The organism is Vibrio sp. NH-UV-68, assembly GCF_042940635.1.
Lineage (GTDB): Bacteria > Pseudomonadota > Gammaproteobacteria > Enterobacterales > Vibrionaceae > Vibrio > Vibrio pacinii.
In genome coordinates, this window is record NZ_CP134976.1 from 183,814 (window position 1) to 210,074 (window position 26,261).

26 protein-coding genes are annotated in these 26,261 nt (G+C 47.0%); 17 read left to right on the plus strand and 9 right to left on the minus strand.

The annotated features are described in order from the left end of the window. The 12 genes from ViNHUV68_RS15280 (at nucleotide 1) to ViNHUV68_RS15335 (ending at nucleotide 11,795) form a co-directional block, all read left to right on the plus strand. On the plus strand, nucleotides 1-1,707 hold the full coding sequence (locus ViNHUV68_RS15280) for a glycosyltransferase (protein ID WP_391091362.1): 1,707 nt from the start codon (nucleotides 1-3) through the stop codon (nucleotides 1,705-1,707). Further along, a complete protein-coding gene (gene hutH / locus ViNHUV68_RS15285) occupies nucleotides 1,691-3,244 on the plus strand; it encodes a histidine ammonia-lyase (protein ID WP_038173291.1) in 1,554 nt (517 codons plus the stop codon). Before ViNHUV68_RS15280 ends, hutH begins: the two co-directional genes overlap by 17 nt. Further along, complete coding sequence (locus ViNHUV68_RS15290) at nucleotides 3,244-3,693, plus strand: thioesterase family protein (protein ID WP_038173293.1); 450 nt, start codon at nucleotides 3,244-3,246, stop codon at nucleotides 3,691-3,693. The genes hutH and ViNHUV68_RS15290 overlap by 1 nt, the downstream gene beginning before the upstream one ends. Continuing rightward, nucleotides 3,690-4,298, plus strand: coding sequence for a LolA-related protein (locus ViNHUV68_RS15295; protein WP_391091364.1), 609 nt, complete (start codon nucleotides 3,690-3,692; stop codon nucleotides 4,296-4,298). The genes ViNHUV68_RS15290 and ViNHUV68_RS15295 overlap by 4 nt, the downstream gene beginning before the upstream one ends. Then, a complete protein-coding gene (locus tag ViNHUV68_RS15300) occupies nucleotides 4,270-6,606 on the plus strand; it encodes an MMPL family transporter (protein ID WP_391091366.1) in 2,337 nt (778 codons plus the stop codon). The genes ViNHUV68_RS15295 and ViNHUV68_RS15300 overlap by 29 nt, the downstream gene beginning before the upstream one ends. Continuing rightward, nucleotides 6,603-7,217 (plus strand): DUF3261 domain-containing protein, encoded by a 615-nt coding sequence (locus ViNHUV68_RS15305; RefSeq protein WP_391091368.1) that lies wholly within the window; start codon nucleotides 6,603-6,605, stop codon nucleotides 7,215-7,217. Before ViNHUV68_RS15300 ends, ViNHUV68_RS15305 begins: the two co-directional genes overlap by 4 nt. 7 nt (nucleotides 7,218-7,224) lie before the next feature. Then, complete coding sequence (locus tag ViNHUV68_RS15310; RefSeq protein WP_391091370.1) at nucleotides 7,225-8,412, plus strand: beta-ketoacyl-ACP synthase; 1,188 nt, start codon at nucleotides 7,225-7,227, stop codon at nucleotides 8,410-8,412. Beyond that, nucleotides 8,405-8,869, plus strand: coding sequence for a hotdog family protein (locus ViNHUV68_RS15315; RefSeq protein WP_391091372.1), 465 nt, complete (start codon nucleotides 8,405-8,407; stop codon nucleotides 8,867-8,869). Before ViNHUV68_RS15310 ends, ViNHUV68_RS15315 begins: the two co-directional genes overlap by 8 nt. Then, nucleotides 8,866-9,591, plus strand: a complete 726-nt coding sequence (locus ViNHUV68_RS15320) for a 3-ketoacyl-ACP reductase FabG2 (RefSeq protein ID WP_038173300.1) — start codon at nucleotides 8,866-8,868, stop codon at nucleotides 9,589-9,591. Before ViNHUV68_RS15315 ends, ViNHUV68_RS15320 begins: the two co-directional genes overlap by 4 nt. Further along, nucleotides 9,588-10,811, plus strand: coding sequence for a beta-ketoacyl-ACP synthase (locus ViNHUV68_RS15325; protein WP_391091373.1), 1,224 nt, complete (start codon nucleotides 9,588-9,590; stop codon nucleotides 10,809-10,811). Before ViNHUV68_RS15320 ends, ViNHUV68_RS15325 begins: the two co-directional genes overlap by 4 nt. 265 nt (nucleotides 10,812-11,076) lie before the next feature. Beyond that, nucleotides 11,077-11,289 (plus strand): cold-shock protein, encoded by a 213-nt coding sequence (locus ViNHUV68_RS15330; RefSeq protein ID WP_038173303.1) that lies wholly within the window; start codon nucleotides 11,077-11,079, stop codon nucleotides 11,287-11,289. Between the two features lie 293 nt (nucleotides 11,290-11,582). Further along, nucleotides 11,583-11,795, plus strand: coding sequence for a hypothetical protein (locus tag ViNHUV68_RS15335; RefSeq protein WP_038173304.1), 213 nt, complete (start codon nucleotides 11,583-11,585; stop codon nucleotides 11,793-11,795). Nucleotides 11,796-11,827: 32 nt separating this feature from the next. Here the strand turns inward: ViNHUV68_RS15335 and ViNHUV68_RS15340 are convergent, their stop codons facing one another. Further along, nucleotides 11,828-12,349, minus strand: coding sequence for a DUF2058 family protein (locus tag ViNHUV68_RS15340; RefSeq protein ID WP_391091375.1), 522 nt, complete (start codon nucleotides 12,347-12,349; stop codon nucleotides 11,828-11,830). A 265-nt stretch (nucleotides 12,350-12,614) separates the two neighbouring features. Between ViNHUV68_RS15340 and speA the strand changes: the two genes are divergently transcribed. The 5 genes from speA to ViNHUV68_RS15365 all read left to right on the plus strand — a co-directional run bounded on the left by speA (nucleotide 12,615) and on the right by ViNHUV68_RS15365 (nucleotide 18,594). Continuing rightward, nucleotides 12,615-14,525 carry an arginine decarboxylase gene (gene speA, locus ViNHUV68_RS15345; RefSeq protein ID WP_038173306.1) on the plus strand — a complete coding sequence of 637 codons (1,911 nt, stop codon included), beginning with the start codon at nucleotides 12,615-12,617 and terminating at the stop codon, nucleotides 14,523-14,525. Then, nucleotides 14,526-15,452 (plus strand): agmatinase, encoded by a 927-nt coding sequence (gene speB / locus ViNHUV68_RS15350; protein ID WP_038173308.1) that lies wholly within the window; start codon nucleotides 14,526-14,528, stop codon nucleotides 15,450-15,452. Nucleotides 15,453-15,532: 80 nt separating this feature from the next. After that, complete coding sequence (locus tag ViNHUV68_RS15355; RefSeq protein ID WP_391091377.1) at nucleotides 15,533-16,543, plus strand: DUF2804 family protein; 1,011 nt, start codon at nucleotides 15,533-15,535, stop codon at nucleotides 16,541-16,543. 33 nt (nucleotides 16,544-16,576) lie between these two features. Then, a complete protein-coding gene (locus ViNHUV68_RS15360) occupies nucleotides 16,577-17,425 on the plus strand; it encodes a sterol desaturase family protein (protein ID WP_391091379.1) in 849 nt (282 codons plus the stop codon). A gap of 233 nt (nucleotides 17,426-17,658) precedes the next feature. Further along, the gene (locus tag ViNHUV68_RS15365; protein WP_391091381.1) at nucleotides 17,659-18,594 is read left to right on the plus strand and encodes a universal stress protein; all 936 of its coding nucleotides are present in this window, start codon (nucleotides 17,659-17,661) and stop codon (nucleotides 18,592-18,594) included. Here the strand turns inward: ViNHUV68_RS15365 and mnhG are convergent. The 8 genes from mnhG to ViNHUV68_RS15405 form a co-directional block, all read right to left on the minus strand. Next, nucleotides 18,591-18,917, minus strand: a complete 327-nt coding sequence (mnhG, locus tag ViNHUV68_RS15370) for a monovalent cation/H(+) antiporter subunit G (RefSeq protein ID WP_038173315.1) — start codon at nucleotides 18,915-18,917, stop codon at nucleotides 18,591-18,593. The two genes, ViNHUV68_RS15365 and mnhG, sit on opposite strands and share 4 nt — an antisense overlap. After that, nucleotides 18,914-19,177, minus strand: a complete 264-nt coding sequence (locus tag ViNHUV68_RS15375) for a monovalent cation/H+ antiporter complex subunit F (RefSeq protein WP_157631130.1) — start codon at nucleotides 19,175-19,177, stop codon at nucleotides 18,914-18,916. Before ViNHUV68_RS15375 ends, mnhG begins: the two co-directional genes overlap by 4 nt. Nucleotides 19,178-19,187: 10 nt before the next feature. Further along, nucleotides 19,188-19,664: a Na+/H+ antiporter subunit E gene (locus ViNHUV68_RS15380; protein ID WP_391091383.1), complete on the minus strand. Its 477-nt coding sequence runs from the start codon at nucleotides 19,662-19,664 to the stop codon at nucleotides 19,188-19,190. Further along, on the minus strand, nucleotides 19,661-21,154 hold the full coding sequence (locus tag ViNHUV68_RS15385; protein WP_391091844.1) for a proton-conducting transporter membrane subunit: 1,494 nt from the start codon (nucleotides 21,152-21,154) through the stop codon (nucleotides 19,661-19,663). The genes ViNHUV68_RS15380 and ViNHUV68_RS15385 overlap by 4 nt, the downstream gene beginning before the upstream one ends. Then, nucleotides 21,154-21,504 carry a Na+/H+ antiporter subunit C gene (locus tag ViNHUV68_RS15390; RefSeq protein WP_391091385.1) on the minus strand — a complete coding sequence of 117 codons (351 nt, stop codon included), beginning with the start codon at nucleotides 21,502-21,504 and terminating at the stop codon, nucleotides 21,154-21,156. The genes ViNHUV68_RS15385 and ViNHUV68_RS15390 overlap by 1 nt, the downstream gene beginning before the upstream one ends. Next, nucleotides 21,504-24,071, minus strand: a complete 2,568-nt coding sequence (gene mbhE / locus ViNHUV68_RS15395) for a hydrogen gas-evolving membrane-bound hydrogenase subunit E (protein ID WP_391091845.1) — start codon at nucleotides 24,069-24,071, stop codon at nucleotides 21,504-21,506. Before mbhE ends, ViNHUV68_RS15390 begins: the two co-directional genes overlap by 1 nt. A gap of 267 nt (nucleotides 24,072-24,338) precedes the next feature. After that, nucleotides 24,339-25,922, minus strand: a complete 1,584-nt coding sequence (locus ViNHUV68_RS15400) for a BCCT family transporter (RefSeq protein ID WP_038173320.1) — start codon at nucleotides 25,920-25,922, stop codon at nucleotides 24,339-24,341. A 72-nt stretch (nucleotides 25,923-25,994) separates the two neighbouring features. Beyond that, on the minus strand, nucleotides 25,995-26,177 hold the full coding sequence (locus tag ViNHUV68_RS15405) for a hypothetical protein (RefSeq protein ID WP_391091387.1): 183 nt from the start codon (nucleotides 26,175-26,177) through the stop codon (nucleotides 25,995-25,997). Between the last annotated feature and the right edge of the window lie 84 nt (nucleotides 26,178-26,261).

Below are 26,261 nucleotides of genomic sequence, written 5' to 3' on the forward strand. Positions count from 1 at the left end.
GTGAATGATTATCAAGCCTGTTTCCTTATCCCCTGTTATAACCACGGCAGCACGATTGCCGACGTGGTGTCATCTCTCAAACCTTTTAACTTACCTTTTATCGTGGTTGATGACGGCAGTAATAGCGAAACTAAACAAGCGTTGCACACCTTAACGGAACTTGAGTCGATCACTTTGATTACCTTGCCCGACAACCAAGGTAAAGGTGGCGCCGTAATGACAGGTATCCGCCATGCCCACCAGCTTGGGTACAGCCATGTCATCCAAATTGATGCTGACGGTCAACATGATATCGATGCTTTACCAAAACTGATTGCGCGTTCGCAAGCCTGCCCGACCCACTTGATCTCAGGCCAACCTGTCTATGATGACAGCGTACCTAAAGCGCGACTCTACGGGCGCTACGCAACGCATATCTGGGTATGGATAGAGACGCTCTCACTGACGATTAAAGACAGCATGTGTGGTTTTCGTGCTTACCCAGTAGCCAAAACGGTCGCCGTGCTTGATAAGTATGCTATCGGCACTCGAATGGATTTCGATATCGAGATCTTAGTGCGGATGTATTGGGAAGAGGTCGAGATTGAGTTTGTCGAAACACGGGTCATTTACCCACAAGGTGGCATTTCCCACTTTGATGCATTGTGGGATAACGTCAAAATCAGTTGGATGCATACCAATTTGTTTTTCGCCATGTTACCAAGAATCCCTAAGCTAGTGGCTCGTAACCGCCGCCGAGCACAACAGAGCAACGCACATTGGTCAAAACGTCAAGAGCAAGGCACGATCTTGGGCATTAAACTGATGCTGGCGGTTTACAGCGTACTAGGACGGGCAGTCTTTAATCAAATTCTCAAGGTCGTGATTGGTTACTACCATCTTACCGGCAAAGAGGCCAAACAAGCGTCACAACTCTATCTGAATCAGTTAAAGAAATACGCACAGGAAAACTCGCTGCACTTGCCAGCCAAGCTCGACAGTTACCATCACCTACTGTCGTTTGGTCACACTATGCTCGATAAACTGGCTGCTTGGAAAGGCGATTTTAGTGTTGATAATCTCACGATTCATGGCCAAGAACATTTTCAATCTATGGTCGAGCAACAGCAAGGCGTGGTGCTGCTGGGATCTCACCTAGGTAATATCGAGCTGTGTCGCGCGTTGGGCCGCAGGCACGCCGATGTCAAAATTAATGCTTTAGTGTTTACCGAACATGCCGAACGTTTTAATCGCGTGATGAAAGCGGTTAACCCAAATTCAGAGCTCAACCTGATCCAAGTCAGCTCCATGGGCCCAGACACCGCGATTTTACTCCAACAAAAAATCGAACAGGGCGAGTGGGTAGTCATCGTCGGCGATCGCACCTCGACCAGTAAAGAGAGCCGGTCGGTGTGGGCCAACTTTTTAGGTCAAGCGGCGCCGTTTCCGCAAGGCCCCTTTATGTTAGCTTCAGTATTAAAAGCGCCCGTTTACCTTCTATTTGGCTTACGTGATGACTCGCGCAAAAAGCCGCATTTTAATGTCTATTTCGAGCATTTTAGCGACCAAATCGTTCTACCTCGTCAAACGCGCCAACAAGCGCTAGCGCAAGTCGTACAGGACTACGCGAACCGTCTTGAACACTACACCCTGCAAGCCCCGCTACAGTGGTATAATTTTTTCAATTTCTGGACTTTAAGTAATCAGCAAGATGACGATGCAAAATAACAACACCATCACTTTTGGCGCCCAAGCGCTCACCATTGAAGACGTTGTGGCCATTGCCCAAGGTGCCAACGCTCATCTCAATAGTTCACCCGACTTTACCGCCAAAATTGATCGTGGTGTGGCGTTTCTTGAACGATTACTCCAAGAAGAAGGCGTAATTTATGGCGTGACAACGGGTTACGGTGACTCATGCACGGTGGCCATTCCGCCCAACTTGGTCGATGAGCTGCCACTGCATTTAACCCGCTTTCACGGCTGCGGTTTAGGCGACGTGCTGACTCATCAACAGTCTCGCGCCGTGTTGGCAACACGCTTATGTTCACTTGCACAAGGGGTATCAGGCGTGACCCACGATCTACTTAATCAGATTGTGACACTGATTAATCAAGACATTGCCCCACGCATCCCGCAAGAAGGATCGGTGGGAGCAAGTGGTGATTTAACCCCCCTGTCTTACCTAGCGGCAGTATTGATTGGCGAGCGAGAGGTGATCTATCAAGATGAAATGCACCCAACCGCCGAGGTATTTGCCAAGCTTGGTATTGAGCCCATTCAGCTAAAACCTAAAGAGGGCTTAGCGCTGATGAATGGTACCTCAGTAATGACGGCGCTCGCCTGTTTAGCCTATAAACGTGCCGAGTACCTTGCTCAGCTGTGTACCAAGATCACCGCGTTGGTTTCAGTCGGTATGCACGGCAACGATTTCCATTTCGATGAAGCCTTGTTTGCGGTTAAACCTCACCCAGGTCAGCAGCAAGTCGCGGCTTGGCTACGCGATGATTTAAAAGCCGAACGACCACCACGCAACAGTGACCGTTTGCAAGATCGCTATTCTCTGCGCTGCGCCCCTCATGTCATTGGTGTGGTACAAGACTCGCTACCGTGGCTACGTTCAATGATTGAAAACGAGCTCAACAGCGCCAATGACAATCCAATTATCGATGGCGACAATGAACGTGTTTTGCATGGCGGCCATTTCTATGGGGGTCATATTGCCATGGCGATGGATACGCTAAAAACAGGAATAGCGAATCTAGCAGACCTCTTGGATCGTCAAATGGCGCAGTTGATGGATTACAAATTCAACAACGGCTTGCCGTTTAATTTAACTGGCGCTGAAGGTGAACGAAAGCCGATCAATCACGGTTTTAAAGCCGTACAAATTGGTATTTCAGCTTGGACCGCAGAAGCCCTAAAGAACACCATGCCGGCAAGTGTTTTTTCACGCTCAACCGAGTGCCACAATCAAGACAAAGTGAGCATGGGCACCATCGCTGCCCGTGACTGTTTACGCGTTTTAGAACTCACAGAGCAGGTCGCAGCAGCATCTTTACTGGCAAGCGTCCAAGCCATTGAAATTCGTCGCCGCCACAATGAGCTTGATGAACACCACATGAGTGAAAGCTTAAAGGCGATTCGTGATGCCGTTTTAAGCGAGTTTGAGTTTGTTGTAGAAGATCGCCCACTTGAGCACGATTTACGCCATTTCATTGCGCATATTCAGCAGCGCCATTGGCCGCTTTATCCGGAGGCTTAATGCAACAAGAGACTCAATTCCCACTTGAATCTGAGGTGACATTAATCACCTCATTCCAAGATGCCGATCCGATGGGTGTTATCTATCACGGTAACTACTTTCGCTTTTTTGAGGAAGCGCGCCGCGTACTGATGGATAAAATTGAATATGGCTATTTGGCAATGAATGACTCTGGCTATATGTGGCCAATCATTGACACTCGGGTTAAGTATGTCAAAGCGATTGCGTTTAACCACACCATTCGCGTCTGTGCCAAGCTCACTGAATGGGAAAACCGCCTGCGCGTTGACTACATCATTTATGACGCCGAAAGCGGCCAACGAATGTGCAAAGCCCACACCACTCAAGTCGCGGTATCAATCAAACAGCAAGAGATGTGTTTTGCTTCACCGAAGGTGTTTATCGATAAAGTTGAGCAGTGGCACAAGTACGGGAGATTGAGCGAATGAAAGCACGCCTATTCTTCACCCTACTCGCCCTGTCTCCACTTTGTTGGGGTAAGGTGAGCAACCTTGATGAGCTTGAATCCCGACTGGCGCAACACAGTGTTATACGTGGCGAATTCACCCAACGTCGCCATCTTGAAATGTTTGCACAGCCGCTCTCTTCACAGGGTGAGTTTACCTTAAGTAAACAGCAAGGTTTGTTGTGGCAACAACACAGCCCCTTTGCTGTCAATCTGGTTCTGACCCAAGATAAGCTGCGCCAGACGTTCGCCGATCAAGCGCCGCAAGTGATCAAGGCTGAGGATAACCCGATGGCATTCTATTTTAGTCGGGTATTTCTGGCTGTTTTTCACGGCGACACGGATGCGCTAAAAACGCAGTTCGATCTTGATTTTAGTAGCAGTTCACAAGGCTGGCGCTTAATCCTAACACCTCGTCAAGCACCGCTTAATGTCGTATTTTCATCGATTACCTTAAACGGCCAACAACAAGTCGACGCGCTGACCTTGCAAGAGATTCGTGGTGACAAAACGGAAATTCAATTCTCGAATCAAACTCATCAACCAGAGACTTTAACTGATGCTGAACAAGCCCAATTCAGCTTCTAATCGTTTCACGATCAAGCACAAGATCGCCCTAGCGTGGCTTTCGCTGGTATTGTTGTTTATCGCTTTGCTGGCGAACCAATGGCTAACATCGCCACAATCGCCGATTGAAACCAACATCCTTAAGTTATTGCCAAAAAATCAACAAAGCCCCGTTGCAGAGCAAGCTTTTGAAACTGTCGCCAATAACTTGAGCGATAAAGTCGTGTTTATGGTTAGCGCCAACAACCAACCATCCCTCTATTCAGCCGCCGCTCAGCTTGAGCGGTCCTTGGTCGATAGCGGGCTGTTTAGTGATGTGGTGGGTAAAATTAATTCTGAGCAGCAAAATCAGTGGGCCAGTTATTATTTCCAACACCGTTTTCAGCAGCTAACGCCCGAACAGCGAGCACGTTTAACGACAAGCCCACAACAACAAACCCAGTACGTTATCCAGTCCATTTACAACCCATTTTCAGGTGTGACTGGCAAAGAGCTAATCAGTGACCCTTTTTTGTTATTTCGTGATTACTTATCCCAGCTCACTGCGCTCAACTCCGCCTTTACCATCAACAACGGTTTCTTGTCAGCTGAATATCAAGGTCAACAATATTTGCTGATCAGCGCCACCTTGCATGATTCACCATACAGCTTCCATGCCCAGCAAGGTGTCACTACAATAAACGATATTGAGCAAACCATTCGCCAACAATATCAAGCCGATATTGATCATACTGGTGTCCTGTTTTATGCCGAATTTGGCACCCAAAGTGCCAAATCAGAAATTAGCACTATCGGTTTGTTTTCACTGCTTGGTGTGGTGATATTGATCATTGCCGTATTTCGAAGTCCAGTACCGCTGATATTAGCGCTGCTCTCTATCGGGGTCGGATTGTTATCCGCCCTCGCGATCACCACTTGGCTGTTCGGCACTGTCCACTTGTTTAGTCTGGTGTTTGGTGCCAGCCTGATTGGCGTCTCGATTGACTATGCCTTCCACTACCTGACAGAACGATTAGCGGCTGGTAATCAGTGGGATAGCCGCCAAGGGCTCAAGCATATTTTTGCGGCCATTACCATGGGGCTTGTGACCAGTTTAATCGGCTACTTAGGCATGTTGATTGCCCCGTTCCCAGGTTTACAGCAACTGGCACTCTTCTCGTCCGTCGGTTTGATTGCCGCCTACGCCACGGTGGTCGCTTGGTACCCGGTTCTGGCCGTAAAGCCAAGTGCAAGTCGTCCATTACCAGGCCACACTTTGTCTCAGCGATGGCTGACGTTATGGTCGGGAAAATGGATCAAGTTGGGCTTGCCTGTGCTGGTATTAGGTATCAGCTTACTGCCGCTGAGCGCGCTCCATTATGACGACGACATTCACCAGCTACAGGCCATGCCAACTGAGTTGAAACAACAAGAACAACGAATCGCTCAAATCAGTGGCGTTACGTCTTCGCAACAGATGTTGGTCGTCACAGCTAGGGATGATGAAGCACTCCTGCAACGACTCGAATCACTTTCAAGCACACTGGAGCAGTGGCAAATGAGTGGCGTTGTTAGCCACTATCAGAGTTTGGCTCAATATCTGCCATCGCAAGCGACGCAGTCTGATAATTACCAGTTAATTGCCACGCTTTACGACACGCAAGCCACCGCGTTGGCGAGCGCCCTAAAACTGAGCAACGTACCGAGTTTAACCCAACCTCTTGCGCCTATGACGCTGCAAGACTACCTCGCCCATCCGGTTTCAGAGCCGGTTCGTTTTCTCTACATTGGCCAGGTTGACCAACAAGTCGCTGCCGTTGTGGTTCTAAATGGCATTCAACAGCTGGCAACCGTCAAAGCATTTGCCCAAGACCATTCTGACATTAGCTACCTCAACAAAGCCGAGGAAATTTCCACATTGTTTGCTGAGTATCGACTAAAAGTGATGGAGTTACTGCTGCTGGCTGTGAGCTTAATTGGCATTCTACTGACTAAGCGTTATGGTTGGAAACATGCGCTACTGATTCTGCTGCCTTCGGTGATCGCCTGCTTAGCGGGGATAGCCACGGCTTCCGCGCTTGGCTCGACACTCAATTTGTTCAATTTGCTGGCGCTTATTCTCATCGTTGGGATAGGTATCGATTACACACTATTTTTTGCTGAAAAAGCACGTAGTCCGAGTACACTGCTCGCCATTAGCCTCTCTGCCATGACCACACTGCTGTCATTTGGTTTGTTGGCACTCAGTCAAACTCACGCCATTCATAGTTTTGGTATTACCGTGCTCAGTGGGATTTTTGTCGCTTGGCTGCTCTCACCCCTTGCCATCATCGATCAGGATAAAAAATGAAGACCCGTAACTCTGTTTTAGTGTTGATCCTGAGCCTGATGCTCAGCGCCTGTGCGTCAGAGCCACAAATTTCAACGCCACAGGTCGAGATAAGTCGTGGCACTAGCGTCACTCTTCCCACGCCGCGCTCGCTGGGGCTTTCACTAAGCGCGAGTCAGTTAATTGAGGCGAAATGGACCGCGGGCGAAAAAAGCCAAACTCAACAATTACCAGTGCAACTGCAAGTCAGCCAAGAGCAGTTAGTATTAGCGGGATTTTCATCTTGGGGAACACGGATTCTATCGCTAAACTATCAACAAGCTGGGATAACCAGTGATGTTCTCCCCGGTTTAGGCTCAACACTTCCGGCGCCAGAGCAGGTGCTATTTAACCTAATGATCACGCTCTGGCCGAGTTCTGCTTGGGAAGCCTCACTAAATGAGGTAAGGTGGCAAATGATTGATAACGACTACTCCAGAGCTCTTTTCAATAATAACGGCGTTAAAGTCATTGATATCCAGTACAGCAATAAAGATAAGCTCAATGGAACGATCACTTTCCACCATTTGATTGATAACTACACGATCACAATTAAAACGCTGCAACACCAGCAACAACCATTAACACCATAGATAGCCCATGCTGACACACGTTTCTCTACCCATTTTTATTCAAGACTGTGGCTTTCACTCTGCAATGGGCTTTGAGCACGCTCAGATCCATCAATGCCTGTCCGGTCAAAGCAGCGCCAACATGGTGCGGGATGACCAAATTCTAAATTCAGGCCGCTCGACTATCATAGGTCGAGTTGATGACGAACTGCCATTAATCCCAGACCATCTGACGATGTTTAATACGCGTAACAACCAGCTTGCACTCTCAGCAATTAAGCAAATTGAAAGCTCGGTTAACGCCGCGATTGAAGAATATGGCGCCGAGCGAATCGCGGTGATCATTGGCACCAGCACCTCAGGCATTGCCGATGGCGAAATCGCCTATCAACAAAAGATCAATCACGGTGACTTTCCAAGCGATTATCACTATCGCAAACAAGAGCTTGGCAATACCAGTGACTTTATTGCGGCGTATTTCGCCATTACAGGTCCCTGCTATTCGATTTCGACCGCCTGCTCTTCAAGTGGCCGAGTCTTCATTACCGCCCAGCGCCTACTTCGCAGTGGTTTAGTGGATGCAGTGATTGTCGGTGGCGTTGACAGCATTTGCCGCCTCACGCTTAATGGCTTTAGTGGCCTTGAAGCTCTTTCAGCAAAACTATGCCAACCGTTTAGTGCATCGCGTGATGGGATCAATATTGGCGAGTCTGCCAGCGTGATGCTGCTTAGTAACAAACTGGCTAAAGTCGCCCTGCTTGGGGCCGGTGATAGCTCAGATGCTCATCACATTTCTGCGCCTCACCCACAAGGCAAGGGCGCGCAACAAGCGATGCAAAATGCCCTCGATGACGCCAAGCTTACCGTCAGTGACATTGGCTATATCAATGCTCACGGTACCGCAACGCCACTCAACGACAGTATGGAAAGCCAAGCGATTGATCGCCTGTTTGCCGATCACGTTCCGGTCAGCTCAACCAAGCCATTGACAGGCCATACCCTAGGCGCAGCCAGTGCGACCGAGGCAGCCATCGCCTGGCATATTTTATTTTACGATTTACCACTACCGATTCAGCATTGCCAAGATAAAGCGGACGATATTGCCGTGACATTAGTCGAGACTCAAACTCAACTCCATGGCAAGGCTATCTTAAGTAACTCTTTTGCCTTTGGTGGTAATAACATTAGTCTTATTTTTGGTTACTTCCATGACTAGCATTCCCTCTATTGACCAATTGCTTCCGCATGACGAGCCGATGATCCTGATTGATCGCGCACTCGAAGTCGAGCAAGACTCTATCCATTGCCAAGTCGAGATTTCGTATAAGAATCCGTTTTTTAATACTCAAACTAACACGCTACCCGCGTACGTGGGGATTGAGTTTATGGCGCAATCTGTGGCCGCTTGGTCTGGTTACCATGCTCTGACTCGCGGTGCGCAACCATCGATTGGTTTTCTGCTCGGTAGCCGCCGTTACAACACATATTGTGACGAGTTTGAGCAAGGGCAAATGCTCGATATCTACGCAGAAAAAATGATGGAAGATAACGGTATGGCCGTGTTTACTGCCCGTATTGAGCATCACGGTGAGACCGTGGCCAGTTGCCAGTTAAATGTCTATGTACCCACAGAAAAAAAACTACAAGAAATGAAGATTAGGAGTCAATCATGACCCGACACGTTTTAGTGACAGGCGCAAGTAAAGGCATTGGCAAAGCGATTGCTATCCAATTAGCCAACGATGGATTTACCATTGCCGTCCACTACATGGGCGATCAACAAGGTGCACAGCACACACTCGACACCATCATTGCACAAGGTGGCAGCGGACGTTTAATCCAGTTTGATATCAGCAATCGTGAAGAGTGCCGCGTTAAACTTGAAACGGACATCAGTGAACATGGTGCCTACTACGGCGTAGTTAATAATGCAGGTATTACTCGTGATACCGCTTTTCCTGCCATGACAGAAGAAGAGTGGGATGGCGTTATTCATACCAACCTCGATAGTTTCTACAACGTCCTACACCCTTGTGTCATGCCAATGGTGCAAAAGCGTAAAGGCGGGCGTATTGTCACTTTAGCTTCAGTATCTGGTTTGATGGGTAACCGAGGGCAAACCAACTACAGCGCCGCAAAAGCAGGCGTTATTGGCGCGACTAAGTCGTTGGCACTTGAACTGGCTAAACGGAAAATAACCGTCAACTGTGTCGCACCCGGGCTTATCGATACTGGAATGGTTGACGAGCACGTCAAAGAGCACGCAATGCCACAAATCCCACTGCGCCGAATGGGCGAACCAGAAGAAGTCGCTGGTTTGGTGAGTTACCTGATGTCTGATATCGCCAGCTATGTGACGCGCCAAGTTATTTCAGTCAACGGAGGCTTAATATGAGTCGTCGCGTTGTGGTTACAGGTATGTCTGGTGTTACCGCATTTGGTAATGACTGGCAATCGATTGAACCCAAATTGAGAGCATGTGAAAACGCCACTCAATACATGCCCTCTTATGAGCAATATGATGGCCTAAACACCAAACTTGCCGCGCCCATCGACCACTTTGAATTGCCAAAGCACTATAAACGTAAACAAGTACGCGGGATGGGACGCGTGTCTAAACTGGCGACTGTCGCCACTGAAAATGCACTGGAACAGGCTGGGTTACTCGGCACCGAGGTTCTTACTAATGGTCAAACAGGCATTGCTTACGGTTCGTCAACTGGCAGTACCGATGCCATTGGCGCTTTTGGCGTGATGTTAAACGACAAAACCACCAAAGCAATTACCGCTACAACCTACGTACAAATGATGCCTCATACTACGGCCGTTAATGTTGGGCTTTTCTTTGGTCTAAAAGGTCGCGTTATCCCGACCAGTAGTGCTTGTACTTCAGGTAGTCAGGCGATTGGTTATGCTTATGAGGCCATCAAGCATGGCTATCAAACCGTGATGGTCGCTGGCGGCGCTGAAGAGCTATGTCCAACCGAGTCAGCCGTTTTTGATACCCTTTTTGCCACCAGTTTAAAAAACGATGCTCCGAAAAGCACGCCACGGCCCTATGATGCGCATCGCGATGGTTTGGTTATCGGCGAAGGGGCGGGCACCCTTGTACTTGAAGACTACCAACACGCCAAAGATCGCGGAGCAACAATTTATGCTGAAATTATCGGCTTTGCCAGCAACTGTGATGCCGCACATGTCACTCAACCACAAATGGAAACCATGCAAATTTGTATGGAGATGGCATTGCAAAACGCGGGCATAGATGCGGATAAAATTGATTATGTTTCTGCCCATGGCACTGCCACCGATCGTGGTGACATTGCCGAGAGCAACGCCACAGCGCAAGCATTAGGTAAGGTACCCATAAGTTCACTGAAGAGCTACTTTGGGCACACCCTAGGAGCGTGCGGAGCGATTGAAGCATGGCTAGGCTTAGAAATGATGCACACTGGTTGGTTTAATCCGACACTGAACCTAGACAGCTTAGACCCCCAGTGTGGCCACTTAGATTACATCACTGGCACAGGCCGTAACCTAGAGGTGACGTATCTGATGAGCAATAACTTTGCTTTCGGTGGTATTAATACATCAATTATTTTTGCCAAACCTTAACGTTTACAGCCCTCTAGAAGGGCTTTAAACAACCAATGCAAAATAATTTTAAAAAATGTTTAAATAAAGCTTTACACCTCCCGCCAAAGAGGTATTATGTACGTGCTCTGCAGAACAGGGTTATTAGTGAAACCGCAAGTCAAAAGTAAATCCTTAGAATTACCGCGTCATCGTTGTTATCCTCAGTGTTTCCCTTAGCTTCACCGTTACATTAAATAGTCAAAGTTTCAGCGCACTACATTAAATTAAATATAAGGGACACATTATGTCTAACAAAACAACTGGCACAGTAAAATGGTTCAACGAAGAGAAAGGTTTCGGATTTATTTCTCAAGAGAATGGCGGTGCTGACGTATTCGTTCACTTCCGTGCTATCGCATCTGAAGGTTTCAAAACTCTGAAAGAAGGCCAACAGGTTGCTTTCGAAGTTGAACAAGGCCAAAAAGGCCCACAAGCTGCTAACGTTGTAGCTATCTAATTTGAATTGGTGCAAGCAACATCAGTTGCTTGCACCAACTCTTCTCTAACCCTCACTATTTATCCTCTTTTTCGAACCTATCAAAACTTTGCACCTATCCTCACAAACTGTGCTTCTGTCTTCCTAGCTTCTCGTTTTCCAAGATAAATAACTGGCAACACCTCTATTAGTTTGATTTATGATCAAACCGATTTTTCATTAAGGCTTATTATGTCTCGTTCAACCGGTCGTAAGCGTTTTTGGTTTCAAAACGCACGCAATACTAAACAAATTTCACAAAAATAAGGAGAACTATGACAGTCCACTTTCATATGTTCCAAACTAGCCAGATCTGGCAAGCCGCTGTACACCAACTCAACAGTGATATTCTGCTTCGACATATTCGTGTTAACAGTGAAGTTGGTAATAGCCATCTTGCTCTCAACTACAGTGAAGACAGTCACACTGGTCAAATTCTTAATCAAGACAATGGCATTATTGGCGAGTTCATGGTTGAGCAGGCATAAACACTCGCCAATTAATTAGATAAACGTTCTGATTACCACATCAGATCGTCAGGTACGACAAAATCTGCGTATGGGTCATCTTCCGCGGCAATATCCTCTGCCAACGCATTTTGTTCAATCAACACACTGTCGTCACGCATGGCAATCTTCTTCGCCACTATGCTAGGAATGACGACATAAGACTCTTCATGACGCGCTATCGATAAAATTCCTTTCGCTAGCTGATCACGAACCAATGACTCAACATACAGTGACTTCACTAATGTCCCATCAGTAAAGTTGTACTTGATGTCACCCGCTTTCTGATCGAGTTTATTCATTTCAATAAGCTGCTTAATCTGCGCCTGAATCTCTTTATTCAAACGCTGCTCTTTTTGCTCATTGCTGAGCGCTTTATCGTGCTCTTGTTGCTGACGTTTACTCTCTTCAACCGCCGCTTTTACTTCACGCGCTTGCACACGCGACTTCTTAGAGCCTTTTTTGGCCTTTTTCAGCTTTTTCTCATTCACTAAGCCAGCTTTAAGCATCTGCTCTTGCAGGGTTAATTTTGCCATGGTCATTCCACCCGTAATCAATTTGCCCACAGTTTAACGGTTCAGCTCAGGCAAATAAAGACACGTATTCACATTGAAAAAGCATTTGCCAAACTTCCGATAAAGCAATCCTAACGATAAATTGTTTTTGTTAGACACGATAAGCGTTTTAACCGTTAATACGCTCGACCTAGCGGCCTAGAATTTATTACCAACCCTATGTCTGGTATGGCTTCCCCTACCTGTGAGCCATGTTTATTTCCTCTCTGTTTTTGTGAGTTTTGATGTGGAAAACATTTCCAAACTTGATCGTATTCGTGCTGATTACAACGTAGATTACTGGAGCCAAGGCTTCTACGGTATTGATAACCAAGGTGAAGTTTATGTTTCACCTCGTAGCGATAATGCTTTTCAAGTTCCGCTAAGCCGTATTGTAACTAAACTTGTGCAGCACCAACTCAACCTGCCTGTATTAGTGCGATTCCCACAAATCTTGCACCAACGCGTGCACGGTATTTGTGAGGCGTTTAACCAAGCGATCGAAGAATACCAATATCAGAATAACTATCTGCTGGTTTACCCGATTAAGGTTAACCAACAAAAAGAAGTGGTTGATGAGATTCTTGAAAGCCAGGCTCAACTCGAAACCAAGCAGCTCGGACTCGAAGCAGGCAGTAAGCCTGAACTGTTAGCAGTATTGGCACTCGCGCAGAAAGCCAGCTCAGTGATCGTTTGTAACGGCTACAAAGATAGAGAATACATTCGCCTAGCATTGATTGGCGAAAAACTTGGTCACAAAGTCTTTATCGTCCTAGAAAAACTGTCTGAGCTTGATCTCGTGCTGAAAGAAGCCAAGAGTCTAGGTGTAAAACCACGTTTAGGCATTCGCATTCGCTTGGCGTCGCAAGGGGCAGGAAAGTGGCAATCGAGCGGCGGTGAGAAATCAAAGTTTGGTCTATCGGCTTCACAAGTATTGACGGTAATCGAGCGTCTGAAGCAAGAACAACAGCTCGATGCGATGCAACTGGTGCATTTTCACTTAGGTTCGCAAATGGCCAATATTCGCGATATCCGCAATGGCGTGAATGAATCGGCGCGCTTTTACTGCGAACTTCGGGAAATGGGTACCGACATCAAATACTTTGATATTGGCGGTGGCCTTGCGGTCGACTATGACGGCACGCGCAGCCAATCATCTAACTCAATGAATTATGGCTTAATTGAGTATGCACGAAACATTGTGACCACCGTAGGCGATGTATGTGAGCAATACGCTCAACCAGTGCCTGTGATTATTTCGGAATCGGGCCGTTCATTAACAGCGCACCATGCCGTTTTGATCACTAACGTGATTGGTACCGAGGCGTATCACCCAGAAGACGTCACTGTACCAAACGAAGATGACCCAACATTACTGCACAATATGTGGAGCAGTTGGCAAAATCTGCAAACTGGTAGTGATGCTAGAGCTTTGATTGAAACCTATAATGATACTCAGAGCGATTTGGCCGAAGTGCATACCCAGTTTGCGACTGGCGTGATGAACCTTCAGCAACGTGCATGGGCAGAACAACTCTCATTACGAATTTATTATGAGTTGAGCCGCCAAATGAGTAACAAAAACCGTTTCCATCGCCCTATACTTGACCAATTGAGCGAACGTTTAGCGGATAAATTCTTCGTTAATTTCTCGCTGTTCCAGTCGCTACCTGATGCTTGGGGTATCGACCAAGTATTTCCAGTGCTGCCCTTATCAGGCTTGGAAAATGTCGAAGATCGTCGTGCGGTGATGCTCGATATCACTTGTGACTCAGACGGCGCGATTGAACAATACGTCGAAGGTCAAGGGATTGAAACCACCTTGCCAGTACCCGCTTGGAGTAAAGACCAAGAGTACTTGATGGGATTTTTCCTGGTTGGCGCGTACCAAGAGATCTTGGGGGATATGCACAACCTATTTGGCGACACCCATAGCGCGGTAGTCACCGTTGACGAAAACGGTGAAGCACAAATTGAACGTATTGACGAAGGCGACACCGTTGAAGATATGATGCGCTATGTTCATATCGACGTTGATAAAATTCGCCTTAACTATCGTGAGCTCGTTTCTGAACGCGTTAACGCCGATGAGCAAGCTTCGATTCTCGCTGAATTAGAAGGTGGCCTGACGGGCTACACCTACTTAGAGGATTTCTAAATGAATGATTTGTTTACTAAGACTGATTATTCACTCTACTCAAACTCGATGAGCTTTTTGCGCAGACCTTATCTGCGCAACCCTGTCTCTGCGGATGCCGACCTTGTCGTACTCGGTGTCCCACTCGACATGGCAACGTCTGGTCGCCCTGGTGCTCGTATGGGCCCGGATGCGATTCGACGCGCGTCGGTCAACTTGGCTTGGGAAGGCAAAAAATTTCCTTGGGACTTCAACGTATTTGAACGTGTCAAAGTGATCGATGCCGGTGACTTAGTGTTCGATAGCGGTGATGCGGAAGACTTCACCTACCGCTTAGAAGCGGCCACCAGTGAAATTCTTAAAAGCGGCAAAACCATGCTCGCATTAGGCGGCGATCATTTTATTACTTTGCCGATTTTACGCGCATATGCCAAACATTATGGCGAAATGGCTTTGGTTCACTTTGATGCCCATACGGATACCTATGCCAACGGCAGTAACTATGACCATGGCACAATGTTTTATCATGCGCCGAAAGAAGGCTTAATTGCACCAAAGCATTCGGTACAGATTGGCATTCGCACCGAATACAAGCAGCAAGAACATGGTTTTAACGTCATCGATGCAATGCGAGCTAACGATCTCTCTGCAGACGAGATTGTCATGCAAATCCGCGACATCGTCGGCGACAAGCCTGTCTATGTCACCTTCGATATCGACTGCCTTGATCCTGCGTTTGCTCCCGGCACCGGAACACCCGTTTGTGGTGGCTTGAATTCAGACAAGGTACTTAAGGTTATTCGTGGGCTGGCGGGGATAAATATCATCGGCATGGATGTGGTGGAAGTCTCTCCTCCATACGATCACAGCGATGTGACCGCCCTGGCTGGTGCGACGATTGCTCTTGAGCTGATGTATGCCTGGGCGTCAAAGCGCGAAAGCGAATAAGCTCTACAAAAAAAGCTGACTTTCACCGGTCAGCTTTTTTGCTTAAACTAGTCTGAGTGTTAACTGTTTGTAAATAAAGCATGATAAAAACTCAAACGAAACCCGAGCGTTTAATTGGCCCAGAAGGTAAGCCTAACTATGGCTACTTCAATGCTGCGCCAAACCAGCTCGGTATCGATAACTTTGACTATCGCAACGCAATGGACAAGCCAGCAAGCCGTTTAGCCAAGCACTTCGATTTTAAGCAATTTCAGTTTGTTAGCCTATTTACCAAACGCTATGTAGTGGGTATCGCTATCGCCGATATTCGTTATTTAGCTTCTGCTTTTTGTTATGTCTACGACCGCGAACAAGACACCTTAGTTGAGCAGACGTGGCTGAGGCCACTCGGTTTTGATCACCAGATGTCTGGATCTAGTTTCCATGGAACCTGCGCCATTGCAGGTAAACTGAGTTTTGATATTCACCAAGGTCAGTGGCACGTTCATGCGCGTAGTCGTCACCTCGAATGCGATTTAACACTGCGGCCACTCAAAGCAAGTTTACCACTCGCGCTATGCACACCAACGGGTTACACAGGCTGGACCTATACCCAAAAGCACAATGGATTAAGGTTAGATGGCAAACTTGAAGTTAACGGCCACCAAGTCGACCTCAGCCAGGCTTTCGCGGGTTACGATTTTTCCGCTGGGTTTATGCGCCGAGAAACCAGTTGGCGTTGGGCCAGCATAAGTGCTCACAACCAAGGAAAGGTCATCGGCCTCAACCTCGCTGCGGGTGTTAACGAAACCGGAGCCTGCGAAAACGTACTTTGGATCGATGGTGAACGCCATTTACTTGGCCCCGCGCAGTTTGAGTTCAATCGTGACGATCTAAGCCAAACTTGGCGAATTACCTCGATTGATGACGCGATAAATCTCACTTTTCAGCCGCTTAATAAACGCAGTGAAAAGCTTAATCTTGGTTTTCTAAAAAGTAACTTTCGCCAGTTTATTGGTCATTTTAGTGGCGAGATTTGCGATAATCACGGCGAAAAACATCAACTACATCAAATCATCGGCTTAACGGAAGACCACTATGCTAAGTGGTAAGCTGAAATGATCACCATTACGAGTCACTGAGACATGGATTTCACGACCTTAATCGACAACCCAGAGTGGCTGCTGATGCTACTCGCACCGTTATTTATTGGCCTGATGTTGGCCGAGTACTGGATAGGTCAAAAACGTGGTCGTCTGCCAGAGAACTCTGCCTATAAACTGAGAGAAGTGGCGTGCAACTTTACCCTCGCAGGGATGCATCAATTGGCCGATTTGATAACGGGATTGCTGATTGTTCAGCTCTACCTATGGCTGTTTGGTTGGCATCTGTTTGATATTGAGATGACCGTCAGCACTTTTTTGCTCCTGCTTGTGCTGCAAGACTTCTGCTACTACTGGTTTCACCGCGCCAGCCATCGCATACGCTGGATGTGGGCAGCTCATGTCGCGCATCACAGCTCAGAGCGAATGAATTTTAGTACCGCCTTTCGCCAAAGTTTGATGTACCCATTCGCGGGCATGTGGCTGTTTTGGGTGCCGCTAGTCATTGTTGGCTTTGAACCCAAATGGGTCGTGTTCGCCGTTTTGCTCAACCTCGGTTTACAGTTCTTCGTCCACACTCAGTGGGTGCGCTCATTAGGTTGGTTAGAATTAATTTTCAATACGCCGTCACATCACAGAGTACATCACGGACGCAATCCCCAATATATTGATAAAAATTACGCCGGAGTCCTGATTGTTTGGGACAAATTGTTTGCCACCTTCGAGCCAGAAATCGAAACCGTTCGTTATGGCATTAGCAAACCCATCAAAAGTAATAATCCTATCGTTGTGACGTTCAAAGAGTGGCAAACGATGTTTAATGAAGTGCGCCGCAAAGGTCTCTCGTTCAAGCAGCGACTCAGCATTCTCTTTTCACCACCACATGATTAAGGCACTTTGACAACAAAGTGCCATTCCTTATCTTTCTAATTATTCAAAAGTGCCACAATCGCTTTAACCGTGCTTATCGCGATCAAATCCGCAATACCTGTTTACAAATCGGACTTGGAAAAGTGCGATCTTAATACAACACTTAGAGGGCGGTGTTGTACTTCGCCAAGCTCTTGGTCTGCGCTAAAAATGTCAAAGGTAATCGAGACACACTGCCAATCAAGGAGACAGGTATGAAAAAATTTAAGAACATACTTTATGTGAGCCGAGGACTACCAAGCGAAAGTGACTCGATAGGACAAGCGCTCAGGCTATCGGCCAATAATAACGCGACTCTCAACGGTTTAATCGTAAGCCCACCTTTACCCGATCATATGGAACAATACCAAGAGATCTACCGTGGCTCTCTCTTTCAATCCATAGAACAACAGATAAACAGCGTAAGACAGAGTGACTCAATCACTGAATCACAGACTCCTTTCCCATTGCAACTTGCTTGTGACGAGCAGCCAGCGGTGAGTATTATCCGCGCGGTTAACCAGCACCACTACGATTTAGTCATCAAAGATGCCGAGCCAGTCGAAAACAATGGTGAAGGTTTCAAAGCAATGGACATGACATTGTTACGCAAATGCCCATGTCCCGTTTGGCTTAATCGCCCCGCCCACCAGCCACGAAATAAACGTCGAGTTGCGGTCGCTATCGATCCGACGGCCAGCAATGATGAACACCATCGCTTATCACTTAGGCTTCTTGAGCTATCACGGTCGATTGCTGATAGTTGTGACAGTCGCTTACACATCGTTTCATGCTGGGAATATCAGTTGGAGCGTTATCTGTATCAACATGTTTGGATTAAGATTGAAGATGATGAGTTAAATCGAGAGATTAAGATCGCGCAACAACACCATCGCGAAGCGCTCGATCAACTGATCCGCGAAGCACAAATTTCTGGCAATGTGCAGATCCATCATTTGCATGGACTTCCCGATGAAAAAATTACTGCATGTGTCGAAAAAAATAACATCGACGTTTTGGTAATGGGTACGCTAGCAAGAACTGGCATTCCGGGTTTTGTCATTGGTAATACCGCTGAAAACATTCTTCAAGCGGTCAAATGCTCACTTGTTGCACTCAAACCCGATGGGTTTGTTTCACCAATCAATTAACCGCCACGCTGGGATTTATTATCTGACGATTTGTTATTGCGCCACATTGGGTAACCACTGTGGCGCATCGCTTTACCAAGCAAGTGGGTCGCCACCGGAGCGGTGAGAAAGATAAACAGCAAGGTGCCAACAACACGTGAAAGAACCGTCAAATCAGGAATCGCCAACGCAACAGCCAGTAGCAACGTACTTAATCCCACGGTGCCCGCTTTCGTCGCCGCATGCATCCGCGTGTAAAGGTCAGGCATGCGTAACACGCCTAAACTGGCAATCATAATCAGTAGCGTACCGATTACCAGTAGTAAACTAATCACCAGCGTCATTTCTCTTCCCCAATACGTCGAACGATCAAGCGAGCAAATACAATCGTACCTAAGAACGCTACCAGCCCAAGGGTGATCGCAATATCAAGCAAAGGCTCTTGTCCGCTATCTAAAGTGAACACCGTAATAAACCCAACCGTGATAAAGGCGATCAAATCAAGTGCCACCACACGGTCAGCAAGGGTTGGTCCTATCACTAACCTGATCATGGCCATCGCAATACTGACCAATAGCCCAGCATAAGCAAAGGTCAGTGCCATGTTTAACCCGTCATCCACGTGTTACCTCCAAAATTCGTTTTTCTAGCCCGCTTTTAATCGGTTCGATCACAGCCTGATGCTCTTCGGCAAACATCGCATGGACGATCAAATGTTTTTTATCAGGTGTCACATCCAAACTTAAACTACCGGGCGTCAACGAAACCATGTTGGCAAGCAGTGTGATTTCAATATCGCTCCTCACATCCAGTGGTACATAAACAATGTCGGGCTGGCTGAGATGGGTTGGTGTGACAACATCCCACACCACTCGCGCCGCCGAAACGATCAGTTCGTATAAAAAGAAACACAGAAGATTTATCACGGCATAAAAACGCTTGAAATAACTGGTTTTAAGACCAAACGGCTGACTTAAACGCAGCGCAAAAAAGCCAATCACAAAACCTAGCGTGAAATTCGCACTGTCATACTGACCATTGAGCATCATCCACGCAGCAGCAAGAAATAAGTTGAGCAAAAAGTAGTTCATTGCTGCCCTCCTAATACCGCGGCTAAATACTCTTTAGGGTCAAATAACTGTGCTGCTGCAACCTCGGCAAAACGGTAAAATGGCTCAGCCACGAGGCCTATCACGATCGTCAGTGACGTCAACGTCATAATAGGAAGATAGTAACGCCATTGACCATTCAAACCACAAGGGGGCTTAGCTTGCTCATCAAGTGGCTTCCAAAACGCCTCACTCCAGATCTTGCTCATTGAAAACACCGTCAGTAACCCAACGAGTAGAGCAACCGCAGCAAGCCAAAAGTACTCTTGTTCAATACTGGCTTTAATGACCAAAAACTTGCCCCAAAACCCGGATAGAGGTGGAAAGCCCGCTAAAGAAAAGGCCGGAATGAGGAATAATAGCGCAAGTCCGGGCATGGTTTGATAGGCCCCACCAAGCTGACGCAGTTGGCTTGAGTGATATTTTTTCTCTAGAACGCCGCCAATTAAGAACAGATTGGCCTTCACTATGATGTGGTGAATGATGTAGAAAATGGCGCCAGTCAGCGCCAAAGGTGTATATAGCGCCAAGCCCATAATCATATAGCCAATTTGGCTAATTATATGAAAAGAAAGTATTTTCTTCACATCAAACTGACTAGCCGCCCCCAAGACTCCCGTTAGCATTGTGAGCCCAGCTAACCAGATAAAAACCGGTTGAATCGTCGTGTCAGCCAGTGGAAAAACCAAAGTAAACACTCGAATCAACGCATAAACACCGACCTTGGTTAGTAACGCGGCAAACAGCGCAACGACGCCACTTGGTAACGTGTGGTAAGAAGCAGGCAACCACGCAAACAGTGGAAATAAGGCTGCCTTAATCGCAAAAGCAAAAAGAAATAGCACCGCGATCATCTGCTGCGTGCTAGCGGCTATCTGCGCTGATTTACCGTGTAAATCAGCCAAGTTTAAAGTTCCCGTCGCGCCATACATCAAACCAATCGCGAGCAATAATGTTAACGTCGAAATCAGGTTGAGAATAACGTATTTCACGGCTCCCTCTATCTGTGTTTTAGTCGCATCGAGTACCATCAAACCAAACGAAGCAATTAACATCACCTCAAACCAGACATACAGATTAAAGATATCGCCAGTAAGAAAAGCACCAAAGATGCCCGCCAATAAGATATGAAAGTAGGTGTGATATAAGCCATAAGATTTTTTATCGCGTAGATCACCCATCGCATAGACGACGGCCACAATACCGATAACCGCGGTCACCATCACCATCGCGACACTAAGATAGTCAGCCACAAAAACAATGCCGAATGGGCCACTCCAACCGCCGAACGCCACCGCTTGAACCCCATCTCTCATCACTTGATTGACCAAAGCAGCGCACACCAAAAGTTGAGCCGCGGCACTGGTGACACTCAACCATTCTATTGCGCGTAACGAAGCTCGAACGACATATAAAGTCACCGCGGTTATCAATGCGATTAAAACAGGTAAGGTTAATAACAAGCCGGTCATCATTCTCGCTCCGAGTCACGCATTTGATCAATGTCAGCGCAACCTGTTTCAATAAACGCCCGATAGATCAGCAACAAAGCAAAAATCAGCAAACCAAAGCCAATCACAATTGCGGTAAGAATTAAGGCCTGTGGCAAGGAGTTTGCTGCGTCTGCAGGCGGGAGAGTCGCCTCGAAGTCAATCAATGGTGGTACGGCAACCGTTAAACGCCCCGCAACTAATATAGCCAAATTCACCGCGCTGCTCAGTAGGATTAATCCAAACAACAACCGCAATACATGCCGCTCTAGCAGCAAATAAACACCTGCGCTAACCAGCACTCCAACCACGAGACTCCATAGCACTTCCATCAATCAAGCTCCTCATTCACTCTGAGCATCATCCCCATCACTCCACCGATCACGGCAAGGTAAATACCAACATCAAAGATCAATGGGGTGCCGATGGGTAGGATCTCTTTCAACCACAATCCGGTTAAGAATGCTTGACCAGAGGCGAGCCCCATCACCCCAGCAAACATACTCAATGCAACGCCAAACAAAGCGAGGCTAAACGGGGAAAAGTGGATTCTGCGTTCAACATAACGCGGTGATTCAGACAACATTAATAGTGACAAGCCAAGTACGGCAATCAATGCGCCGATAAAACCACCACCCGGTGCATTGTGGCCTCTAAGTAGCAAATAAACGGAAAACACCAGCATTAATGTTGCAACTATATGAGCCGTGGTGGTGAAGATTAACGATTGTACTCTATTGATGTAGCGGTTTTGCTTAGGTAATAAACTCACGGCTGCCAACCCTGCGATCACCACCACCACCACTTCTCCGAGCGTATCAAAGGCACGAAAATCAACCAAAATCACGTTGACAATATTGCGCCCATAACCACCAGGTAAGCTGTTTTGGGCAAAGAATGTCGTGAGTGTGGTATCGAGCGGTTGCGCGGTAATGGCAATCAATAACGAAGTCACTGAAAGGCCAATCACTGCAGCAATAATGCCGTGACCCAAGCGTCTTATTTTCGGATGCGGTGGTACTTGACTGAGTCTAGGTAGATGGCGCATCAAAATAACCACGAACACGACCATCAGCGTTTCAACTAATAACAGAGTTTTGGCAACATCTGGGGCGCTAAAAATCATAAAAACTAAAGTGGTTAGAAAGCCAATAACGCCCAAAGAAGCCACGGATAATAGTCGAGACCCCGAGCGCAGTACGACACCCACGGCAGCGACAATCAATAACGCGATGGCAACCTGATAAAGCGCGAGGTTAGTGAAATCGACCCAATGCAAATCTGGTAGACCAACGCCAAAAGTGAGCAGCAGTAGCGCTAAGACCGTCAATGACATCATCGCATAAAGAGACAAGCGCTTTTTCTGGAGCAGATCCGTTTGAGCATTAGCCACAAACATTAACCCATTGAGGCTGCGATCGAACAGATCATCAGCACTCGGCGTTTTATCCATCCATTGAGACAATCGAGCAACGCTGCGATCATAGTAGCGATAAAGCACGGCGCCGAGTAATAACGTTATCACGCTCATAAATAGGGCCGTGTTCACACCATGCCATAATTTAACGTCTGGTAACGAGACTGGTGGGGTAACGGTCGACACGCCACTGATGAGTATGTACTCACTTAGCCATTCGAGCCCAAGTAGTGGTACTAACACACTACCCAACGCAAGCAACAGCGCTGGGAGCCATAACCCAATGTCACGTTCTATCGCTTTAGCAGGCGGCGAGTCTGGGGTAGCTTTGACCAAAAAAGGCTTAATCACCAACACCAGTGCCATCGTGACCATTGCAACGTTAATCAGCAAAAGCGCCACTGAAGGCCAAACGCTAACATCAAGTGCCGCTTTATACATGTACTCTTTACTCATAAAGCCAAGCAGTGGTGGCACACCCGCTTTCGATAACGCTGCGCCAACCGCGGCAATAAAGCTAAACAGCATCAATGCTTTTAGCCCTTTTACCCGATGGAGATCGCGCGTTCCTGTGGCTTTATCGATATTACCGATCACCATGAACAGCGCCGCTTTGTAAAAGGAGTGGGCGAGAATAAAAATCAACGCGGCAAGGACCGCCAGCTCTGTACCAATACCCAACAATAACGTCAATTTACCCAAAGCCACATTGGTGCTGTATGCCAACATCAGTTTTAAGTCGGTTTGTTTCAGTGCCAATAACGCACACCAAATCGCCGTGACCGTACCAACAATGGTTAGGCTGTAAAACCATAGCTCGTGATTAGCATAGATAGGCGATACACGCGCCAGTAAGTAAATGCCAGCTTTGACCATGGTTGCCGAGTGCAAATAAGCACTAACAGGAGTTGGCGCAGCCATCGCATTAGGTAGCCAGAAGTGAAAAGGAAACTGTGCAGACTTGGTAAAGGCACCAACCAACACCAGAATTAACGAAGGAATAAAAGCATCATGCTCAACAATCAGCGCAGCACGCTCAATGATCACCCCCAATTGATAACTGCCCGCCATCATGCCCAGTAAAATTAAGCCGGCGAGTAACGCAAGTCCGCCGCCTCCGGTAATGAGTAACGCTTGTAACGCATTTTTGCGCGAAACTGACTTATGGTGATTAAAGCCAATCAGCAAGTAGGACGTTATCGTGGTTAATTCCCAAAATACAAACAGCAGTAAAATATTGTCACTCAATACTATTCCTAGCATGGCCAGCATGAACAACGTCAGGTAGAGATGAAAAGAGAAGCGCGCATGACTTTGGCGCAGGTATGACCATGCATAAAGCTGAATTAAAGTGCCAATGACAGTGATTAAGCCAGCAAACAGCATCGACAAACCGTCCAGCCGAAGCGCAAATTGAATACCTAAACTTGGAATCCAATCAGATTGATGCTCCCACCCTTGCGGCGAGTAGACAGATAGCATTGCAACGAACAAACCAACAGGTAACGCAGCAAAGAGCAATAAAAGATAATGTCCAAGTCGGTTGTTGTGTCGATTTCTCATCCCTGAATCGAGCGATCCCATGGCCACCACTGACTGTATTTAAAACATTGATTTAACTGTAAGCCATTAATCCGTTCTCTGCTAAACCAATTAACTTAACACCAGTATTTTTTTACCTTTTGATACATTATCAAGGACCCATAAAAAGAAAGAGCCCAAAAGGGCTCTTATCAATCAAACGGAAAGTTAAACCAAACCTTGTTCTTTCGCCATATGGCTAGCGATTTTCGGCGCTTGCCATAAGCTTGGCAACAATATGAACGAGACCGGTACAGCAGTAATAACAATGAAGGATTGCAAGGCTGAGATTCCGCCGGCTCCCATCGATATCAACGCAATCGCGACAATCCCCATCATGACACCCCAAAACGCACGGATCGCAGCACTAGGCTCGGTTGAACCTGTCATAACGACACTGATGGTGTAAGTCATCGAGTCACCAGTCGTCACGATAAAGGTGGTGGTTAAGATCAAAAACAGCACCGACATTATTATCGGGAAAGGAAGCTCTGCGGTAATGGCAAGCAGTGCAGCCGGTAAATTAAACCCTTCAAATGCCGTTGAGATAGTTCCCGGATTCGCCAGTTCAAAGGCTAAGCCGCTGCCGCCAACAATACTGAACCAGAAGCAAGTGATCAGTGGGGCTGCAATACTAATCGACAAAATGAGCTGTCGAATCGTGCGGCCACGTGAGATTCGAGCAATGAAAATCGCCATCATAGGACCATATCCAATGAACCATCCCCAAAAGAACACGGTCCACCAGCTTAACCAGCCCGTATCACCACGGTAAAGCGCCATCGGGAAGAAGTTGTCGATCATGCGGCCAACTCCTTGCACATAACCATCAACAATGAAGCTTGTTGGGCCAAACAGTAAGATGTAGCCAATCAGAGCCACTGACAATAAAATATTGTAGCGACTGACAATTTGAATCCCCTTACTTACACCACTTAGAGCCGACAAGGTGTACATAGCAATGGCAAACAAAATCACCAAACTTTGAGTCAAAAACGTATCTGGAATAGCAAATAATTCGTTTAAGGCATAACTAATCTGTAAGCCTAGGAAACCAATCGGGCCGATAGTACCAGCAGCCACAGCGATAATGCTGCACGCATCGGTTACATTACCAATCCAACCATCGATCGCTTTACGACCAAAGATGGGATAAAGCAGAGTGCGAGGCTTAAGTGGCAGACCTTTGTCGTAATGAAGGTGCATCAATACAATCGTCGATAGACAGCCTAAAATGGCCCAGGCTAAGAAGCCCCAATGCATAAAGGATTGCGACAGTGCGTTAATCGCAGCTTTTTTTGCCGTCGCTTCGCCATACAACGGCGGCGCAGAAACATAGTGCGCAATCGGCTCGGCGGCGGCCCAAAAAACACCACCACCTGCAAGCAGAGTACAAAGTACAATCGATAGCCACTTAAAGGTATCGATTTCTGGTCTCGCTAAGCCACCCAAACGCACGTAACCAGTGCGACCAAGAGCGATTGCCAAACCAATAAGGAAATTGAGTAAAAGAAGAACTTGCCAGTAGGCACCAAAGTATTGCGTTGCAAAGCCAAAGCCTGCGTTAACCATTGCGGTTAGAGAGTCTGAACTCGTCAATGCGAGCACAACGAACAGGGAAAGGAAACTACCACTTAACCAAAAAACGGGGTTGGTTAACTCAAGGCGCTTAAGAATAGAGGGAGGGTGGATAGCAGAATAATCTGCGTCCTCGATCGGAACATGAGAGGCGGCATTCGTCATATTTGACATAAGTACTTCGCTTTTTAGGGCTCGGAAGCCGTGTATTTCCCTCACACAGATTACAAAAAAGTGTGAGGACGTTCAAAAAGCTAGCAATACTAACATGCTCTGGCCCACATGATAACCACCGAAATAACAATGAATAATACTTGCTCTATAAACCGCTGATTTTAATCCAATGATTTTTATCATGGTTAGATAAGTACGCTGCTGTTGTTTTGACCTGATCTCATCACTGAATGCGCCGTCTGCAACGGCAATCATCACACTCCTTAAATCACACCACAATAGTACTGAATCAGTACGCTGGATCGCCACGAATTGCTATTTATTAACTAACGTAACTCA

What these genes read in the sequence shown, in the direction of transcription:
- hutH (WP_038173291.1), top strand. Translation starts at nt 1,691, where the DNA reads ATGACGATGCAAAATAACAACACCATCACTTTTGGCGCCCAAGCGCTC.
- ViNHUV68_RS15290 (WP_038173293.1), top strand. Translation starts at nt 3,244, where the DNA reads ATGCAACAAGAGACTCAATTCCCACTTGAATCTGAGGTGACATTAATC.
- ViNHUV68_RS15295 (WP_391091364.1), top strand. Translation starts at nt 3,690, where the DNA reads ATGAAAGCACGCCTATTCTTCACCCTACTCGCCCTGTCTCCACTTTGT.
- ViNHUV68_RS15300 (WP_391091366.1), top strand. Translation starts at nt 4,270, where the DNA reads ATGCTGAACAAGCCCAATTCAGCTTCTAATCGTTTCACGATCAAGCAC.
- ViNHUV68_RS15305 (WP_391091368.1), top strand. Translation starts at nt 6,603, where the DNA reads ATGAAGACCCGTAACTCTGTTTTAGTGTTGATCCTGAGCCTGATGCTC.
- ViNHUV68_RS15310 (WP_391091370.1), top strand. Translation starts at nt 7,225, where the DNA reads ATGCTGACACACGTTTCTCTACCCATTTTTATTCAAGACTGTGGCTTT.
- ViNHUV68_RS15315 (WP_391091372.1), top strand. Translation starts at nt 8,405, where the DNA reads ATGACTAGCATTCCCTCTATTGACCAATTGCTTCCGCATGACGAGCCG.
- ViNHUV68_RS15320 (WP_038173300.1), top strand. Translation starts at nt 8,866, where the DNA reads ATGACCCGACACGTTTTAGTGACAGGCGCAAGTAAAGGCATTGGCAAA.
- ViNHUV68_RS15325 (WP_391091373.1), top strand. Translation starts at nt 9,588, where the DNA reads ATGAGTCGTCGCGTTGTGGTTACAGGTATGTCTGGTGTTACCGCATTT.
- ViNHUV68_RS15330 (WP_038173303.1), top strand. Translation starts at nt 11,077, where the DNA reads ATGTCTAACAAAACAACTGGCACAGTAAAATGGTTCAACGAAGAGAAA.
- ViNHUV68_RS15335 (WP_038173304.1), top strand. Translation starts at nt 11,583, where the DNA reads ATGACAGTCCACTTTCATATGTTCCAAACTAGCCAGATCTGGCAAGCC.
- ViNHUV68_RS15340 (WP_391091375.1), bottom strand. Translation starts at nt 12,349, where the DNA reads ATGGCAAAATTAACCCTGCAAGAGCAGATGCTTAAAGCTGGCTTAGTG.
- speB (WP_038173308.1), top strand. Translation starts at nt 14,526, where the DNA reads ATGAATGATTTGTTTACTAAGACTGATTATTCACTCTACTCAAACTCG.
- ViNHUV68_RS15355 (WP_391091377.1), top strand. Translation starts at nt 15,533, where the DNA reads ATGATAAAAACTCAAACGAAACCCGAGCGTTTAATTGGCCCAGAAGGT.
- ViNHUV68_RS15360 (WP_391091379.1), top strand. Translation starts at nt 16,577, where the DNA reads ATGGATTTCACGACCTTAATCGACAACCCAGAGTGGCTGCTGATGCTA.
- ViNHUV68_RS15365 (WP_391091381.1), top strand. Translation starts at nt 17,659, where the DNA reads ATGAAAAAATTTAAGAACATACTTTATGTGAGCCGAGGACTACCAAGC.
- mnhG (WP_038173315.1), bottom strand. Translation starts at nt 18,917, where the DNA reads ATGACGCTGGTGATTAGTTTACTACTGGTAATCGGTACGCTACTGATT.
- ViNHUV68_RS15375 (WP_157631130.1), bottom strand. Translation starts at nt 19,177, where the DNA reads ATGGCACTGACCTTTGCTTATGCTGGGCTATTGGTCAGTATTGCGATG.
- ViNHUV68_RS15380 (WP_391091383.1), bottom strand. Translation starts at nt 19,664, where the DNA reads ATGAACTACTTTTTGCTCAACTTATTTCTTGCTGCTGCGTGGATGATG.
- ViNHUV68_RS15385 (WP_391091844.1), bottom strand. Translation starts at nt 21,154, where the DNA reads ATGACCGGCTTGTTATTAACCTTACCTGTTTTAATCGCATTGATAACC.
- ViNHUV68_RS15390 (WP_391091385.1), bottom strand. Translation starts at nt 21,504, where the DNA reads ATGGAAGTGCTATGGAGTCTCGTGGTTGGAGTGCTGGTTAGCGCAGGT.
- mbhE (WP_391091845.1), bottom strand. Translation starts at nt 24,071, where the DNA reads ATGCTATCTGTCTACTCGCCGCAAGGGTGGGAGCATCAATCTGATTGG.
- ViNHUV68_RS15400 (WP_038173320.1), bottom strand. Translation starts at nt 25,922, where the DNA reads ATGTCAAATATGACGAATGCCGCCTCTCATGTTCCGATCGAGGACGCA.
- ViNHUV68_RS15405 (WP_391091387.1), bottom strand. Translation starts at nt 26,177, where the DNA reads ATGATTGCCGTTGCAGACGGCGCATTCAGTGATGAGATCAGGTCAAAA.